This window comes from Flavobacterium microcysteis (assembly GCF_006385255.1).
Lineage (GTDB): Bacteria > Bacteroidota > Bacteroidia > Flavobacteriales > Flavobacteriaceae > Flavobacterium > Flavobacterium microcysteis.
Window position 1 is genome coordinate 306,714 of record NZ_VFJE01000056.1, and the last position, 17,764, is coordinate 324,477.

General features: G+C 38.5%; 16 protein-coding genes. 12 read left to right on the forward strand and 4 right to left on the reverse strand.

Annotation, left to right across the window (positions count from 1 at the left end; all coding sequences use genetic code 11):
- Positions 1–9 precede the first annotated feature (9 nt).
- The 6 genes from FJA49_RS15035 to FJA49_RS15060 all read left to right on the forward strand — a co-directional run bounded on the left by FJA49_RS15035 (position 10) and on the right by FJA49_RS15060 (position 6,800).
- Positions 10–1,548: a quinol:cytochrome C oxidoreductase gene (locus FJA49_RS15035; RefSeq protein ID WP_140001746.1), complete on the forward strand. Its 1,539-nt coding sequence runs from the start codon at positions 10–12 to the stop codon at positions 1,546–1,548.
- Between the two features lie 19 nt (positions 1,549–1,567).
- Positions 1,568–2,728, forward strand: a complete 1,161-nt coding sequence (locus tag FJA49_RS15040) for a cytochrome c oxidase subunit II (protein WP_140001747.1) — start codon at positions 1,568–1,570, stop codon at positions 2,726–2,728.
- Positions 2,729–2,768: 40 nt separating this feature from the next.
- Positions 2,769–4,574, forward strand: a complete 1,806-nt coding sequence (locus FJA49_RS15045) for a cytochrome c oxidase subunit I (protein WP_140001748.1) — start codon at positions 2,769–2,771, stop codon at positions 4,572–4,574.
- Positions 4,575–4,707: 133 nt separating this feature from the next.
- Positions 4,708–5,160: a carboxymuconolactone decarboxylase family protein gene (locus FJA49_RS15050; RefSeq protein WP_140001749.1), complete on the forward strand. Its 453-nt coding sequence runs from the start codon at positions 4,708–4,710 to the stop codon at positions 5,158–5,160.
- Between the two features lie 52 nt (positions 5,161–5,212).
- A complete protein-coding gene (locus FJA49_RS15055) occupies positions 5,213–5,566 on the forward strand; it encodes a YciI family protein (RefSeq protein WP_140001750.1) in 354 nt (117 codons plus the stop codon).
- Between the two features lies 1 nt (position 5,567).
- Complete coding sequence (locus FJA49_RS15060) at positions 5,568–6,800, forward strand: RNA polymerase sigma factor (protein WP_140001751.1); 1,233 nt, start codon at positions 5,568–5,570, stop codon at positions 6,798–6,800.
- A gap of 13 nt (positions 6,801–6,813) precedes the next feature.
- Here FJA49_RS15060 and FJA49_RS15065 read toward each other — a convergent pair whose 3' ends face one another.
- Positions 6,814–7,551: a YqjF family protein gene (locus FJA49_RS15065; protein WP_140001752.1), complete on the reverse strand. Its 738-nt coding sequence runs from the start codon at positions 7,549–7,551 to the stop codon at positions 6,814–6,816.
- Positions 7,548–8,978: an APC family permease gene (locus FJA49_RS15070; RefSeq protein ID WP_140001753.1), complete on the reverse strand. Its 1,431-nt coding sequence runs from the start codon at positions 8,976–8,978 to the stop codon at positions 7,548–7,550. Before FJA49_RS15070 ends, FJA49_RS15065 begins: the two co-directional genes overlap by 4 nt.
- Positions 8,979–9,094: 116 nt before the next feature.
- On the opposite strand from FJA49_RS15070, the gene FJA49_RS15075 reads away from it, so the two are divergent.
- The 4 genes from FJA49_RS15075 to queG all read left to right on the forward strand — a co-directional run bounded on the left by FJA49_RS15075 (position 9,095) and on the right by queG (position 11,996).
- Positions 9,095–9,406, forward strand: a complete 312-nt coding sequence (locus FJA49_RS15075; protein ID WP_140001754.1) for a GNAT family N-acetyltransferase — start codon at positions 9,095–9,097, stop codon at positions 9,404–9,406.
- 42 nt (positions 9,407–9,448) lie between these two features.
- Complete coding sequence (gene ruvB / locus FJA49_RS15080; RefSeq protein ID WP_140001755.1) at positions 9,449–10,471, forward strand: Holliday junction branch migration DNA helicase RuvB; 1,023 nt, start codon at positions 9,449–9,451, stop codon at positions 10,469–10,471.
- A 123-nt stretch (positions 10,472–10,594) separates the two neighbouring features.
- Positions 10,595–10,957 carry a four helix bundle protein gene (locus FJA49_RS15085; RefSeq protein WP_140001756.1) on the forward strand — a complete coding sequence of 121 codons (363 nt, stop codon included), beginning with the start codon at positions 10,595–10,597 and terminating at the stop codon, positions 10,955–10,957.
- Between the two features lie 118 nt (positions 10,958–11,075).
- A complete protein-coding gene (queG, locus tag FJA49_RS15090; RefSeq protein ID WP_199758402.1) occupies positions 11,076–11,996 on the forward strand; it encodes a tRNA epoxyqueuosine(34) reductase QueG in 921 nt (306 codons plus the stop codon).
- A 28-nt stretch (positions 11,997–12,024) separates the two neighbouring features.
- On the opposite strand, the gene FJA49_RS15095 is transcribed toward queG, so the two are convergent.
- Together FJA49_RS15095 and FJA49_RS15100 are read right to left on the reverse strand one after the other, a co-directional pair.
- Positions 12,025–13,800, reverse strand: coding sequence for a DUF885 domain-containing protein (locus FJA49_RS15095; protein ID WP_140001758.1), 1,776 nt, complete (start codon positions 13,798–13,800; stop codon positions 12,025–12,027).
- 195 nt (positions 13,801–13,995) lie between these two features.
- Positions 13,996–14,583 (reverse strand): hypothetical protein, encoded by a 588-nt coding sequence (locus tag FJA49_RS15100; RefSeq protein ID WP_158629494.1) that lies wholly within the window; start codon positions 14,581–14,583, stop codon positions 13,996–13,998.
- A 222-nt stretch (positions 14,584–14,805) separates the two neighbouring features.
- Between FJA49_RS15100 and FJA49_RS15105 the strand changes: the two genes are divergently transcribed.
- Positions 14,806–17,103 (forward strand): NADP-dependent malic enzyme, encoded by a 2,298-nt coding sequence (locus FJA49_RS15105; protein ID WP_140001760.1) that lies wholly within the window; start codon positions 14,806–14,808, stop codon positions 17,101–17,103.
- A gap of 78 nt (positions 17,104–17,181) precedes the next feature.
- Positions 17,182–17,763 (forward strand): Holliday junction branch migration protein RuvA, encoded by a 582-nt coding sequence (gene ruvA / locus FJA49_RS15110; protein ID WP_140001761.1) that lies wholly within the window; start codon positions 17,182–17,184, stop codon positions 17,761–17,763.
- Position 17,764: the final 1 nt, after the last annotated feature.

Genomic DNA, 17,764 nt, shown 5'->3' on the forward strand with positions numbered 1-17,764 from the left:
TTAATAGATATGTACACATTTTCAAGCAAATTAAAAACCTTTTCTATTATCCTTATGGTTGTAGGTATCCTTGGGGTAGGATATAGTTTTTTAAGTGCACCAAAAAATACAGCTGAAGTAGAGGAAATCCTTAAGAAAGAAGCAGAAGAGCACGGCGGACATGGAGCGCATCATGAAGAAGCGACTCATGGTAAGCAAGAAGCTCACGGAACTGCTACAGAAGCTCATGAGACAGTAGCAACCAAAGAAGCTAAACCTGAAGCTTCTATGGCAGATTCAGTTCATGTAGATACAATTTCAGTTTCTAAAGATACGGCTCACGCAGTGGCAGCTACAGAAGAGCACCATGCTGATCATGCAGCAGTTGCAGCTCATGGTCATGACAAAGCTGAAGGCGGTCATGATGATGCTCATGCAGCAGAACATGCTAAACACGTAGAGCACGTTTTCCACCAATTAAAAAACAAGCCTTGGGCAGCCGTTTATGTAGCAGCATTGTTCTTTATGTTGATTTCATTAGGTGCATTAGCATTCTATGCAATCCAACAAGTTGCACAGGCAGGATGGTCTCCGGTTTTATTTAGAGTAATGCAAGGAATCACGGCATATTTGCCATGGGGTTCTGTTATCGTATTTATTCTTTTGGCACTTGGAGCTTTCCACGTACACCACTTGTTCGTATGGATGGATGCAGACTTATTAGATCCTGCAAATCCTAAGTATGACAAATTGATTGCAAACAAATCAGGCTACCTAAACGAATATTTCTGGTTGATCAGAGCAGCAGTTTTCATCATCGGATGGAACCTATACAGATATTTCTCAAGAAAGAACTGTTTGGCTCAAGACCAGGCAAGCGACAACGCTTTCTATAAAAAGAATTTCAAGATCTCTGCTGGATTCTTGGTATTCTTTATCGTAACAGAATCGATCATGTCTTGGGACTGGATTATGTCTGTTGACCCTCACTGGTTCAGTACATTATTCGGATGGTACGTTTTCGCAAGTTTCTTCGTAAGCGGTATCACAGTAATTGCGATGGTTACATTATACCTAAAATCAAGAGGATACTTAGAATATGTAAACACAAGCCATATCCACGATTTAGCTAAATTCATGTTTGGTATTAGCGTATTCTGGACCTACTTATGGTTCTCACAATTCATGTTGATCTGGTATGCAAACATTCCTGAAGAAGTAACTTACTTCATCACAAGAATTGAGCAATACAACTTGCCTTTCTTCGGAATGGTTGCTATGAACTTCCTTTTCCCAGTATTGATTTTGATCAATACAGACTTCAAACGTCTGACTTGGATTGTTGTTATGGCAGGTGTTGTAATCTTGGCAGGACACTACATTGATTTCTATAATATGATTATGCCGGCTACTGTAGGTGACCGTTGGTTCATCGGAGCAGGTGAAATAGGAGCGATATTGTTCTTCCTTGGATTATTTATCTTTGTAATCTTTACAGCGCTATCTAAATCTCCTCTATTGGCTAAGAGAAATCCATTTATTGAGGAAAGTAAACATTTTCATTATTAATATTTAAAGAAAAAAACAGATGACAAGTTTGTTGGTAATTATAGTTTTAGTTTTATTAGCTGTTGCGATTTGGCAATTAACTAAAATTTTCGATTTGACTCAAATTGGCGGTCTAAGTGATAATTCACAAGTTGCCAATGATAGAGACAATAATATTAATGGATACATGATGTTTGCCTTCTTGGTTTTCATATATGTTACGACAATTTATTGCATAATTCAGTTTGGACACTTCCCGTTAATGAGCAACTCTGCTTCAGTTCACGGACAAGATGTAGATAACCTGATGTGGATTTCGATGATTTTGATCTTCATAGTTCAATTCATTACTCAGGCTCTTTTGCACTACTTTGCGTTCAAATACAGAGGTAAGCAAGGAAAAAAAGCATTATATTTTGCTGATAACGATAAATTAGAGTTCATCTGGACTATTATTCCAGTAATCGTTTTGGCTGGTTTGATCTTGTACGGATTGTATGCTTGGACTAACATTATGTTTGTTGACGAAGACGAAGATGTTATCGTTGTTGAATTATATGCAAAACAATTCTCTTGGGAAGCTAGATATTCAGGTGAGGATAACGTACTTGGAAAAGCAAACGTAAGATATATTGAGGGAGTAAATACTTTAGGTGTTGATGTATCTGATCCTAATGCTCAAGATGACAAAGTAGTAACTGAATTGCACTTGCCAAAAGGTAAAAAAGTATTATTCAAAATGCGTTCTCAAGACGTATTGCACTCTGCTTACATGCCACACTTTAGAGCTCAGATGAACTGTGTTCCTGGTATGGTTACTCAGTTTGCCTTTGTTCCTAACAAAACTACAGCTGAAATGCGTCAGCACCCGGATATTGTTGAAAAAGTAGCACACATCAATGAGCTTAGAGCTAAAAAGAGTGTTGAACTAGTGAAAAAAGGAGAACAAGGATTAGATCCTTACAACTTTGATTTCCTATTGCTATGTAACAAAATCTGTGGACCTTCTCACTATAACATGCAAATGAAGATAGTTGTAGAAAGCGAAGCTGATTTCAAAAAATGGTTAAGCGATAAGCCAACATTGGTTTCTGCAGTAAAAGCTGAAAAAGAGCCAAAAGCAGAAGAAGGTGCAGCAGCGCCAGCGGATACGACAAAAGCTCCAGTAGCAGACACAACTAAAGTTGTAGCAGCCAAATAATAATTAGTATATCTTTTAAATAAAATTTAAATTATAATATATGTCAGCAGTAGGTCACGATAACGATCACGGACACGATCACGAACACGAACACCACCATAAGGATACCTTCATCACGAAGTATATCTTTAGTATCGATCACAAGATGATTGCTAAGCAGTATTTGATTACTGGTATCATCATGGGGATTATTGGTGTAGGAATGTCAATGCTTTTCAGAATGCAATTGGCATGGCCGGAAGAATCTTTTGGCGTGTTCAAATTTTTCCTTGGAGAGAAATTCGCTCCAGGAGGAGTAATGAGAAACGATGCTTACCTTGCTTTGGTTACAATTCACGGAACAATCATGGTATTCTTCGTTTTGACTGCTGGTTTGAGCGGTACGTTTAGTAACCTCTTGATTCCATTGCAGATTGGAGCACGTGATATGGCATCCGGATTTATGAACATGATTTCATACTGGTTGTTCTTCCTTTCAAGTTTGATCATGGTGATTTCACTTTTCGTTGAATCAGGGCCGGCTTCTGCAGGTTGGACAATTTATCCTCCGCTTTCTGCATTGCCACAAGCAATTCCAGGTTCAGGTACAGGTATGACATTATGGTTGGTTTCTATGGCTATTTTCATCGCTTCTTCTTTGATGGGATCGTTGAACTACGTAGTAACAGTTATCAACTTAAGAACTAAAGGTATGTCAATGACAAGATTGCCACTTACAATCTGGGCTTTCTTCATTACTGCAGTTATCGGTATCGTATCTTTCCCGGTTCTTTTATCAGCTGCATTATTATTGATTTTCGATAGAAGCTTCGGTACTTCATTCTTCCTTTCTGATATTTATATCGCAGGAGAAGTATTGCACTACCAAGGTGGTTCTCCAGTATTGTTCGAACACTTATTCTGGTTCTTAGGACACCCTGAAGTATATATCGTATTATTGCCAGCACTTGGTATTACATCTGAAATTATTGCAACTAACTCTCGTAAGCCAATCTTTGGTTACAGAGCGATGATTGCTTCTATATTAGCGATTGCATTCCTTTCAACTATCGTTTGGGGTCACCACATGTTCATCTCGGGTATGAACCCGTTCCTTGGGTCAGTGTTTACTTTCACAACGTTGTTGATTGCAATTCCTTCTGCTGTAAAAGCATTTAACTACATCACGACCTTATGGAAAGGTAATCTGCAGATGAACCCTGCGATGCTTTTCTCAATCGGATTGGTTTCTACGTTCATTACGGGTGGTTTGACAGGTATCATCCTTGGAGATAGTACTTTGGATATTAACGTTCACGATACATACTTCGTTGTAGCGCACTTCCACTTGGTAATGGGTATCTCAGCACTTTACGGGATGTTTGCCGGAATCTACCACTGGTTCCCAAGAATGTTCGGTAGAATGCTAAACAAAAACTTAGGTTATATTCACTTCTGGGTGACTGCAATCTGTGCTTACGGAGTATTCTTCCCAATGCACTTTATCGGTATGGCAGGTCTTCCAAGACGTTACTATACAAACACAGCTTTCCCGTTATTTGATGACTTGCAAAACGTAAACGTATTGATTACTGTATTTGCTTTAGTTGGAGGAGCTTTCCAGTTGGTTTTCCTTTGGAACTTCTTCGTAAGTATCTTCTACGGAAAGAAAGCAGTTCAAAACCCATGGAGATCCAATACTTTGGAATGGACAGCTCCAGTAGAACACATCCACGGAAACTGGCCTGGAGAACTTCCAGAAGTTCACAGATGGCCATACGATTACAGCAAGCCTGGCTTTGATGATGATTTCGTTCCGCAAACAGTGCCAATGAAAGAAGGCGAAGAAGAACTTCACCATTCTTAAATCATAAAAAGAGTACCAAAATCCGTTTCAAGAAATTGAAACGGATTTTTTTTTGAAAAAAGTTTTAGGTTTTTGTCCAATATTAAAATCTCGATTGTCATTACAGTATATAACAATTAAAACTTCAAATAAAATGGAACAAAGAATCAACATTCATGTAAAAGGGCAGGAGGCTATGAAAACACTTTTCGGCATTGGCGCCTACCTGAAAAAATCACCTGTAGAACTAGCGCTTTTGGAATTAGTTTACTTTCGGGTATCTCAAATCAATGGCTGTGCTTATTGTTTGGATATGCATTCAAAAGATGCCCGTGCCAAAGGCGAAACAGAACAGCGTCTTTATGGTTTGAGTGCCTGGAGAGAAGCACCCTACTTTACAGAAAAAGAAAGAGCCGCATTTGCCTGGGCAGAAGAACTGACTAAATGTGAAGTAACAGATGCGGGTTATGCAGAAGTTGCAGCCCAATTTTCAGAACAGGAATTAATCGATCTGACTTTAGCGATTACAACTATCAATACCTGGAACCGAATCAATATTGCTTTTCCTCATGCTATCGGAACCTATAAAGTTGGCCAGTTCGGTTGATTTTTAAATTGGAAACTTTCACTACATTTAATACTATCAAAAACAAAACAAGATGAATGAATTTGTATTAATAATTCGAAGAGATATGGTCAGCAAAGATGCCATACCATCGCCGGAACAAATGCAGGCGGCAATCAAACCATTCCAGGATTGGATTGGCGGTATAGCAGCACAAAATAAATTAGTTGCTCCACCCAAAAGATGGGACTCAGATGGGAGAGTAGTAAAACAAGATAACATAGTAACTAACGGACCTTATGCCGAAATAAAAGAATCAGTAGGAGGATTGTTCCTTATCAGAGCGGAAAACTATGATGAAGCCGTTGAAATCGCTAAAGGATGTCCTATTTTAAATTGGGGTGCCAGCGTAGAAGTACGTATGGCAGTTCAGACAGAATATAAGTAAGATGGAAGACAGCCAGCTGCTGCATAATTTATTCAGGACAGAGTATCGGAAATTAGTTTCGGTACTCTGTTACCTGTTTGGTATTAAACACGTAGAAATTGCTGAAGATATTGTTAGCGATACATTTCTTGCCGCTACAGAAACATGGAGTTTGAAAGGCGTGCCGGAAAACCCTACGGCATGGCTGTATACGGTTGCCAAGAACAAAACCAAAAATTATCTCAAGCGGGATGTCTTTTTCGAACAGAAATTATCACCCGAGTTAAAATATGGGGCTGAGATGTCAGAAGAAATTGTCGTTGACTTGTCCTCTAAAAATATTGCCGATAGCCAATTAGCGATGATTTTCGCTGTCTGCAATCCATATATCTCAACCGAGTCCCAGGTCGCTTTAGCTTTAAACCTGCTGTGCGGTTTCGGTATTCAGGAAATTGCCGATGCTTTTTTGACCAACAAAGAAGTTGTCTACAAGAGAATCAATCGGGCCAAGGAAAAACTAAAGGTAGAAAACATTAAAATCGAACAGCCTACGGCATTAGAAATCAATGATAGGCTGGAACCCGTTCTCACAACCTTATACTTGCTGTTTTCTGAAGGATATTACTCCTCTTCACAAAATACCATCTTGCGAAAAGATCTTTGTGCAGAAGCCATGCGGCTCGTTCATTTGTTAATGGAAAACAAGACTACCAATAAACCGTCCGTAAATGCACTATTTTCTTTAATGAGCTTTCATTCGTCACGATTCGATGCCAGAACCAATGAGAAGGGCGAAATCGTTTTGTATGACGACCAGGATGAGACAAAATGGAATCAGGAATTGATTATCCAGGGAACCTATTTCTTAAACCAGGAATCAACAGGAGATACAATAACCAGATATCATTTAGAAGCCGGAATTGCCTATTGGCATACTCAGAAAGAAGATACCGACGAAAAGTGGGACAATATTCTTCAACTTTACAACAGCCTGCTCATATTAGAATATTCACCAATTGCAGCACTCAACCGTACTTTTGCATTAGCCAAAGTTCATGGTAAAGAACTGGCGATTCAAGAAGCAGAAAAACTAAAATTGGAAGACAGCCACTTTTATTTTTCACTATTGGGACATCTGTATACCGATTTTGATAATCATAAAGCACAAACACATTTTAAAAGCGCTTTGAAATTGGCTAAGTTGGAAGCCGACAAAGCAACTATTGAAAGAAATATTAAGAAGCTTGTCTTGTAATAGCACGAAAATTTTAAAGTCTCCAATCGGTTTTTGCTATTTTTTTCTTTCCCCAGGCAATGACCTGCACACCTTCAGAATAATTAATCAAATCAGGTTCTCTTCCTATCAGGTTTTTATATCTCGGGTAGGATAGCGCCATATCTGATATCGTAAGTGCTTTTAATGGCCATTCCGTATGGTGAATTTCATATTCATTGATAAAACTTCCATCGTCTTGAAAAAGCGCATAACGTTCCGTCAGCCATCGCTCCAAATCCGTTTTTGTAGTTGTCGGTTCGCCTATTGTAAATTGAACATTGAGTTGGTCTTCAAACTCGGTATTGGATGAATCATAAAATTGCTCTTCACGTTTTATTTTAGAATACCGATACGGAAGTTTAGAGATACTCTTTGCAACCTGACAGGACAAATTTTTTCCGCCTTCCATACTAAGAAAATACACTCCCGTTTTGCCTTTTTTCTTAATATAAGTCCTGACATTGATTTCCAGAAAATTTGAAATAGGAGCAAAAGCAGGCATATATCTCGGACGGATCTTTTCCATTGCAAAAGCCACTACAGAAACCCAGGGCTTGCCTTCAAACAGGTCAATTTCTAATTCTTCAGGTACAAATTTCTGCAATTCTTCTATGTCGACTTGCCAGTGTAAAAACAAAACATCATTCCATTCCTGATAAAAACGCCAACTGCTTTTTGGGATTTCCCAAGGACGATGTTTTGTATTCTCTAAAATTTCGCTTAGCTTCATTCAGACTGACCTTCCTCAGATTTTGGTTTCGTGAAATAATAAACAGGAATTCCCGCCAACATAATGGCAACACCCCAACCGCAGGTTTCAAGTCTTGTAATCAAAAGCGAAATGCATAAGGCAGAAGCAGTAATGATATAAAGTATAGGAAGTACAGGATAACCAAAAGCTTTATAAGGTCGTTCAGCATCAGGCATCTTTTTTCGAAGTATAAATATGCCGTAAATTGTCAATATGTAGAAAATAATAACGATAATCATCACATAGTCGAGCAAGGCTCCATATTTTCCGGTAAGGCATAAAACCGAAGTCCAGATACATTGTGCCCATAAAGCCCAGGCAGGAACACTTGCCGTATTCAGTGCGGCCGCTTTTTTGAAAAACAATCCGTCTTTTGCCATAGTATAATACACCCTTGCTCCGGCCATAATCAGTCCGTTGTTGCAGGCAAAAGTGGAAATCATAATCATGATGGCAATAATCAATGTACCAATATTGCCAAAAATATAGTTGGATGCCACTACAGCCACCCGGTCAGATTTTGCAAAAGCAATTTCTTCAAACGGCACAACAGCCAGATACATCAGGTTGGCAAGGATATAAAGAACAGTCACAATAAAAGTTCCTAAAAATAGGCTCAGTCCCACATTGCGTTTTGGGTTTTTCATTTCTCCTGCAATAAAAGTCACGCCATTCCAGGCATCGCTGGAAAATAACGAACCCACCATAGCGGCTGAAATTCCGGTTATCAAAGCGGTACCGCCAATAGGCAACCATGAGCCTGTTTTGGCATCAAATGATTTGGTGTTCCAGGCATCGGCCCAATTGGCATTCCAGATATCTGCTTTTGCTGCCATAAACAATCCAAAAACTACGAGACCGAGAAGAGAAAGTATTTTAATGATAGTCAAAACAGTCTGAAGCGTCTTACTGTTTTTAACGCCACGACTGTTGATATAAGTCAGCAGTATAATCGTAATGATAGAAACAATCTGAGCCGCATTCAGCTTAAAAGAACCAATCGTAAACAAAATATTTTCATCGCTCAAAGGTTCATACAAATAAGCTGCAAATTTTGAAAAAGCAACACCAACGGCAGCAATCGTACCGGTTTGTATGACGGCAAAAAAGCTCCAACCATATAAAAAAGCAATCAGTTTATTATAAGCTTCCTTAAGATAAACGTATTGTCCGCCTGCTTTTGGGAACATTGAGCTTAACTCTCCGTAACTCACTGCGGCAATAACGGTTATCAGTCCAGAAATAACCCAGATTAAGGTTAGCCATCCGGCAGAACCTACTTGTCTGGCGATATCGGCACTCACAATAAAAATTCCGGAACCAATCATGGAACCCACAACTAGCATCGTTCCATCCAATAATCCTAACTCTCGCTTTAAATGATTGTCTTCTTGTTGGTCTTTCATATAATTTTTTAAGGTTGTTTGTTAATTTGTGTTAAAGATATTAAAAAAACCTTATTTTGACTGATGTCGATTTTTTCTGTACCTTTCCTCATTCCCTAACTTTAAATTTTTTTGCTATGAGCGATAAATATGCAGACATTCCATTGGTTCAAAATCAGGACAAAAGAAGATTCGAAATGGAAGTCGAAAATCATACGGCCTTTATTGAATACATTATAAACAAAGACAACATCATGTATCTTACGCATACCGAAGTTCCAAAAGCTTTGGAAGGTAAAGGAGTGGGAGGAAGCATAGTTGGAAAAGCTTTGAATTATGTAAAGGATAACGGATACACTTTGGCTCCGCTCTGCCCGTTTGTTGCAGCCTATCTGAAAAGACATCCGGAATGGCAATCGATTTTGGCCAAAGGCTATAACGTAGGATAATTAGCCCGGACTAAAAACGAACATTTTCTTTATCTTTGCCAGATGAATGCGAATCTAGATCCAACAAGCAACAATTACAATCCGGAAGAACTTGATTTTGAGAAAAAATTAAGGCCTTTGTCCTTTGATGATTTCACGGGACAAGATCAGGTATTAGAAAATCTGAAAGTATTTGTTCAGGCTGCTAATCTTAGAAACGAAGCATTAGACCATACACTGTTCCATGGACCTCCGGGTCTTGGAAAGACTACGCTTGCTAATATTTTAGCAAACGAATTGGGAGCCGGTATCAAGATTACATCAGGCCCTGTTTTGGACAAGCCTGGAGATTTGGCGGGATTACTCACCAATCTTGAAGAGCGCGATGTGCTTTTTATTGATGAAATCCATCGATTGAGTCCTATCGTTGAAGAATATTTATATTCGGCAATGGAAGATTTCAAGATTGATATCATGATTGAATCTGGCCCTAATGCAAGAACCGTTCAGTTAAATCTGAATCCGTTTACGCTTGTAGGAGCTACAACACGATCGGGATTACTGACAGCGCCTATGCGTGCCCGTTTTGGTATCCAGAGCCGTTTACAATATTACACTACAGAACTTCTGACCTCAATAGTGGAACGCAGCTCAGCCATTTTAAAAATGCCAATTACGATGGAAGCGGCAATCGAAATTGCTGGACGAAGCCGTGGAACACCTAGGATTGCCAATGCCTTATTACGAAGAGTTCGTGATTTTGCACAGATTAAAGGAAATGGAAAAATTGATATAGAAATTGCAAAGTTTTCATTGAAAGCATTGCATGTCGATGCCCATGGACTGGATGAAATGGACAACAAAATCCTGACGACAATTATCGATAAGTTTAAAGGAGGCCCGGTAGGATTATCGACACTAGCCACAGCAGTTTCAGAAAGCGGTGAAACGATTGAAGAAGTCTACGAGCCGTTCTTGATCCAGGAAGGTTTTATTATTAGAACACCTAGAGGAAGAGAAGTTACTGAAAAAGCCTATAAGCATTTAGGGAAAGTTCGAGCTAATATCCAGGGAGGGCTTTTTTAGATTTAAGATTTTTGATTTAGGATATTTGATTTCTGACTTCTGAAATTTAGGATTTAAGATTTTTGATTTGTGTTGGAGGGTGTTTGAATAGAATAAGATATAAGCCATTTAAATTAATTATGTATGACCTCGGAAGAATTAAAGGCAAGAACAAAAAAGTTCTCGTTAATGGTAATTGATATGGTAGAAAAACTGCCAAATACAATTTCAGGAAGAGCAATTGCCTATCAGGTAGTCAGAAGCGGTACTTCGGTTGGAGCGAATTATAGGGCTGTTTGTAGAGCAAGAAGTGATAGAGAATTTATTTCTAAAATGTCAATTGTTATCGAAGAAGCTGATGAAACGTTATTCTGGGTAGAAATTCTTCAAGAGAAAAAATGGATTGATTGCTCACTTCTAGACCTAATCTGGAAAGAAGGCAACGAACTAACAGCAATCTTCGTCAGCACAGCCAAATCAATAAAATCACGTCTAAACAAATCTTAAGTCTAAAAGTGTAAAGTCGCAAGTCTAAAGCCTAAAGTACAAAATCCTAAAATCAAAGATCCAAAATCTTAAATCCCAAATCTAAAATCAAAGATCACAAATCATAAATCCCAAAGTCATAAATCAAAAATCCAAATACACGCAATTTATAAAATCCGAAGCCCAGCGCCTCGGATTTATTTCTTGTGGCATATCTAAAGCAGGATTTTTGGAAGAAGAAGCTCCAAGATTAGAAGCATGGTTAAAAAATAATGCCCACGGACAAATGGGCTATATGGAAAACCATTTTGACAAAAGGCTCAATCCTACACTTTTGGTTGACGATTCAAAAAGCGTCATTTCGTTATTATTGAATTATTATCCGCAAGAAACCCAAATAGCAGACAGCTATAAAATCTCAAAATATGCCTACGGACAGGATTATCATTTTGTCATAAAGGAAAAACTAAAAGAGTTGCTTTTTTCGATTCAGGAAAATATCGGCGAAGTTTCCGGACGAGCTTTTGTAGACTCGGCTCCTGTTTTAGATAAGGCTTGGGCAGCCAAAAGCGGTTTAGGCTGGATAGGGAAAAACAGTAACCTTTTGAGCAAACAGGTAGGTTCTTTTTTCTTTATTGCTGAACTGATTGTTGATTTAGAATTGGAATATGATACCGCTGTAACCGACCATTGCGGATCTTGCACCAAATGCATTGATGCTTGTCCTACTAGTGCGATTATTGCACCATATGTAGTTGACGGAAGCAAATGTATTTCCTATTTCACCATAGAATTAAAAGACAATATTCCTCAGGAAATGAAAGGTAAATTTGATGACTGGGCTTTCGGTTGCGATGTTTGCCAGGATGTCTGTCCCTGGAACCGATTCTCCAAACCTCACAACGAACCCTTATTCAATCCGAATCCGGAATTGCTTTCCCTGACTAAAAAAGATTGGGAAGAAATCACGGAAGAAACATTTCGGGCAGTTTTTAAAAACTCAGCTGTCAAACGTGCCAAATATGATGGCTTGAAACGAAATATTGATTTCTTAAAATAAAAAAGCCTCATACAATGAGGCTTTTTTATTATTTCTTGCTTTGAATCCAAGCATTAATCTTGTCTTCCAATATTTTTAAAGGCAAGCAGCCCGAATCTAAAACCTGATTGTGGAACTCCTTTATAGAGAATTTAGCTCCCAATTCTTTTTCAGCTTTAGTACGAAGCTCGCGTATTTTCAATTGGCCTATTTTATACGACAAAGCCTGTCCAGGAATCGCCATATAACGTTCGATTTCTGCAACGATGCTTTCGGCTGGTTCGGCTTCGTTCTCCATAGAATATTGAATTGCCTGCTCACGTGTCCAACCTTTGGTATGCAATCCGGTATCTACTACAAGACGGATGGCACGGTGCATTTCAGCACTTAGCATTCCGAAATATTGATACGGGTCTTGGTATAGACCCAATTCTTTTCCAAGCGATTCAGTATACAGTGCCCAGCCTTCGCCATAAGCATTAAACCATATCGTTTTTCTAAATTCAGGCAGACTCGTGTTTTCCTGCTGTAATGAAATTTGATAATGATGACCCGGAATTGCTTCGTGTAAGAACAGGTCTTCGTCAGCATAGTAGTTGTATTTCTTTACATCTGGAATTGGTACGTAGAAAATACCGGGTCTTGTCCCGTCAACCGATCCCGGATTGTATTCAGCACTTGCAGATTTCTCACGGAAAGCTTCGGTTCTTTTGACTAGAAAAGGTGTTTTCGGCTTTAAGTCGAAAAGCTTATCCAAATTTGGTTTCATCTTTTCGTGTATGGCATTAAAGTTGTCGATTACCTGTTGTGGTTCTGTGAATGGCATTAGTTCTTTTTTGTCACGAACATAGTTGAAGAAATCTTTTAGGTTTCCTTTGAACCCAACCTGATTTTTGACCTTTTCCATTTCGGCAGATATACGTGCCACCTCACTCAAGCCTAACTTATGGATTTCATCGGCTGTAAGGTCGGTAGTCGTGTAGCGTTTGATTAAATGCTTATAGTAAGCGTCACCTTGCGGAATGGCATTAATGCCACTTGTAGTCCTGCTTTTTGCTAAATAGTCCGTGCTCACATAATTGTATAAATTTTTGAGTGACGGTACTAATTTTTCAGTAATCAGCTTGGTATAATTGTCGGTGATTGTTTTCTTTTCATCCTCCGTAAATGTTTTTGGGAAAGCATTTAGCGGAGCATAAAATATGTGTGTTTTGTCCTCTTTGGCTAAATCTTTTAATTGAGGAATTACTTTTAAGGTCAGTGCTTTTGGCAAGACATAACCTTTAGAAACACCTTCTTTCATTTTGGCTTCGGCAGTAATAACCCAATCGTTAAAACCATTTAGTCTTTCCAGCCAATTCTTATAATCGTCTACGGTTTTAAATGGCTGCGCACTCGAACCGCTGGCATATTGACCAATTATTAAAGGCATTCCTTCAAATTGGTTGATAGGCATCAGGTCTTTTCGGAATGTCAGAGCTTCCAGATTTGCATCGCATTCCCAAGCCAGGATTGCTTTACTTAGCTTGTCATTTTCAGACAAAGTAGAATCGTCAAATTTTGCCAGTTCCTCTTTATATTTTGTAAAAAACACTTTTATTTTAGCGATATAGTCATCACTAAGGTCATTCGGAAGCAGATTGTTATAGCGGTTGTCGCCTGCGCTGGTCGCTTCCATAGGAAAAAGCTTCAGTCTTTCCTGATAGTAGTTTTCTAATACTGTCTTCAGTTTTTCATCCTCTTTTTTAGAAGTCTCACCTTTTTCTTTTTGGCAAGATTGGAGGCTGATATTAATGATGCATAGCAATAAAAGCAGTTTTCTCATAGGTGTAAGGGATTTGTGAAATGTCAGAGATTGCAAACGGATAGGCTTTTGACTCTCTGAATACTTTACACAATGTTAAAAAATATTACCCATAATTCCTACATAAGATGCTTTTATCTCGGATTGACACAGAATTTTTCACAATAAGAAAAAAGCAACCCTGGCAGGTTTCAAAACCCTGCCAGGGTACTTTTTTTAAAAGTTTATAACCCTAATTGGAATGCCAGGATTTTCAGTAAGCGGGCATGTTTTTTTACGGTAGGTAACATTTATATCCAGTCTGTAATCATAAGAACTGACAGAATAATACCGAATCAATTGGTAGCCTGTAATAATGTAATCAGAGCCAGGTCTTACATTCATGGCCAGTTGTTTCCATGCATTCATTTGTGCGTTTAATGCGCTTGCACTATTACAACAACCATTTAAATTGGCTACAATTATTCGGGTTGTTGTGTCGCTTAGGCTACAGCCTGCTGGCAAAGCCTCAGTCCTGCAGTTGTTCAGCAGGCTAATCATTGTGTAAAAGTTTTGTTGGTCGATTCCGGATCCAGAAGTAAAGTTGCATCCGTCATTGGTTAGGTTTTCAGGACAGCCTGGCAGTGCAGCTGGGAGATTGCCGGCAGATTTAATGTCCTGAGCATTTTGAAAGTTCCTTGCGGCCTTCGTTGTTTCGTCATGTTGAACGAAATCATCATTACTGCATGATGCAAAAAAGACAAAACCTGCAAATAATGCAGCCATAAAAAAATGTGCTGTTTTAAAATTTTTAAAATTTCTCATAAGTTAAATTAGTTTGTTTGCCTACTCTTGGAAAGGATTTTCGGCGTCCTCCTTTTTGAATGTTCTTTGATAGATACACAGAGGAGGATTTTTGTTACCCTAAATTTTCAAGAAATTTTTAGTAACAGACAGCAACAATAAACTTTATAAAAGAATAGCATTAAAAGTTTCTCAGTTCCATTCAGACTTTTACCTTTGTAAGTCCGAATAAAATATACAAAAATGAACAAGTACAGTAAAAGAAGAGAAGCGCTATTATATCATGCGAAACCATCGCCTGGGAAAATTGAAGTCGTTCCAACCAAGGCATATGCAACCCAGAGAGATCTGTCGTTAGCCTATTCGCCAGGTGTAGCCGAGCCTTGTCTTGAAATTGCGAAGGATGTAAATAATGTTTATAAATATACAGCAAAAGGAAATCTGGTAGCGGTAATTTCAAATGGAACTGCCGTTTTAGGATTGGGAGATATAGGCCCGGAAGCATCAAAACCGGTAATGGAAGGGAAAGCTTTATTGTTTAAGATTTTCGCAGATATTGATGTTTTTGATATTGAAGTAGACACAAAAGACGTTGAAAAATTCATTGAGACGGTAAAAAATATAGCTCCAACTTTTGGAGGAATCAACCTGGAAGATATTAAAGCTCCGGAATCGTTCGAAATCGAAAGAAGATTGGTTGAAGAATTGAATATTCCGGTAATGCATGATGATCAGCACGGAACTGCGATTATTTCATCAGCAGCTTTGCTTAATGCTTTGGAATTGGCAGGAAAGAAAATTGAAGATGTAAAAGTGGTGGTTTCAGGGGCCGGATCGGCAGCTTTAGCTTGCGCTAACTTATACGTTTTGTTGGGAATCAATCCAGAAAATGTTATCATGTTTGATAGAAAAGGTTCTCTTTCTAAAAACAGAACAGATATATCTGAAATGCAAAGAAAATATGCCAATGGTGAGAAAAGTGTCACGTTGGAAGAAGCATTGGTAGGTGCTGATATTTTCCTTGGACTTTCTTCAGGAAATGTAATGTCGGCAGAAATGCTGATGCAGATGGCGGAAAACCCAATCGTATTTGCAATGGCTAACCCAATTCCAGAGATCGATTACCACCTTGCTATCGCAACCCGTCAGGATATCATTATGGCAACTGGCCGTTCCGATTTTCCTAACCAGGTAAATAACGTATTAGGTTTCCCTTATATATTTAGAGGAGCTATCGATGTGCGTGCGTCAAAAATCAATGAAGAGATGAAGATGGCTGCCGTAAAAGCATTGGCGTTATTAGCAAAAGAAACCGTTCCAGAGCAGGTAAATATTGCTTATGGAGAAACCAAACTGGTGTTTGGAAGAGACTACATCATTCCAAAACCATTTGACCCAAGATTGATTTCTGTTGTTGCTCCAGCAGTTGCTAAAGCGGCAATGGATTCTGGAGTTGCAGCACATCCAATTCAAGACTGGGAAAAATATAGAGAAGAATTAATGGAACGCCTTGGTTCCGATAATAAAATGGTTCGTTTATTGGCCAACCGTGCTAAAAGTGATCCAAAGCGTGTGGTTTTTGCAGAGGCAGACCACTTAGATGTATTAAAAGCAGCGCAGATTGTTCTTGAAGAAAAAATCGGAACTCCGATTCTTCTTGGAAATCGTGAAATCATCTTGGAATTAAAAGAAGAATTAGGTTTTGATGCTGATGTATTGATCATCGACCCAAAAACTCCTGAAGAAGACGAAAGAAGATTGCGTTATGCTAATTCATTCTGGGAAGCCAGAAGAAGAAAAGGAACCAGTTTGTTGGATGCGCAAAAATGGATGCGTGAAAGAAATTATTTCGCTGCCATGATGGTCAATGAAGGTGAAGCAGATGCTTTGGTTTCGGGTTATTCCAGAAGTTATCCATCTGTTGTAAAACCGATGATGCAGCTTATTGACAAAGCGCCAGGCGTTTCCAGAATTGCTACGACCAATATGATGATGACGAAAAGAGGTCCGATTTTCCTTTCGGATACGGCCATCAATCCAAATCCAACGGCCGATGAATTGGCAAAGATTGCATTAATGACAGCTAAAACCGTACGTATGTTTGGTATGGAGCCAGTTATAGCGATGGTGTCTTTCTCAAACTTTGGTTCGTCTAGTGATAGTGGTGCACGAAAAGTTGCAGAAGCAGTTGCATATCTTCATAAATATTATCCAGACTTGGTAGTTGATGGAGAAATTCAGGCAGATTTTGCATTGAATTCAGAAATGCTACAGAAAAAATTCCCATTCTCTAAATTAGCCGGAAAGAAAGTAAATACACTTATTTTCCCTAATCTTGAAGCAGCTAATATCAATTACAAGATGCTAAAAGAATTAGACAAGTCAGTATCAATCGGGCCAATTATGATGGGGATGGACAAGCCAGTACATATTTTCCAATTAGGCGCAAGCGTAGAAGAAATGGTAAATATGGCAGCTGTTGCTGTTGTTGATGCACAAGAAAAAGAAAAAAAGCAGAAATCCATAAAAGTCAATTTTTAACGTATTTTTTTGTTGATGAGCAATTAGATGAGGCTCAATAAAAGTTTTTCGTTACATTTGGGATTTATTTAACAATTGATGATAGCGCATTTACAAGGAAAATTAGTGGAGAAAAACCCTACGGAAGTAGTTATTGACTGCAATGGAGTAGGGTATCATGTAAACATTTCACTTCATACTTATTCTTTGCTTCCTGATTCGGAAAACATTAAGCTTTTTACTTATCTCCAGATCAAGGAAGATGCACATATTCTGTTTGGATTTGCTGAAAAATCAGAAAGAGAAATCTTCAAATTGCTTTTATCTGTTTCCGGAATCGGGGCAGGTATTGCAAGAACTATGCTTTCTTCATTGGAGCCAAAGCAAATAATCCACTCTATAGCTTCCGGCGATGTCGCAACTATCCAATCCATCAAAGGAATTGGTAGCAAGACTGCGCAGAGAGCTATATTGGATTTGAAAGACAAAGTGTTAAAAGTGTACGATTTAGATGAAGTTTCTATTTCGCAAGACAATACAAACAAAGACGAAGCGTTATCTGCTTTGGAAGTTCTTGGATTTAACAGAAAATTGGCGGAAAAAACTGTAGAAAAGATTGTTAAGGAAAATCCAAACGCAAGCATTGAAAACATTATTAAATTAGCCTTAAAAACCTTATAAT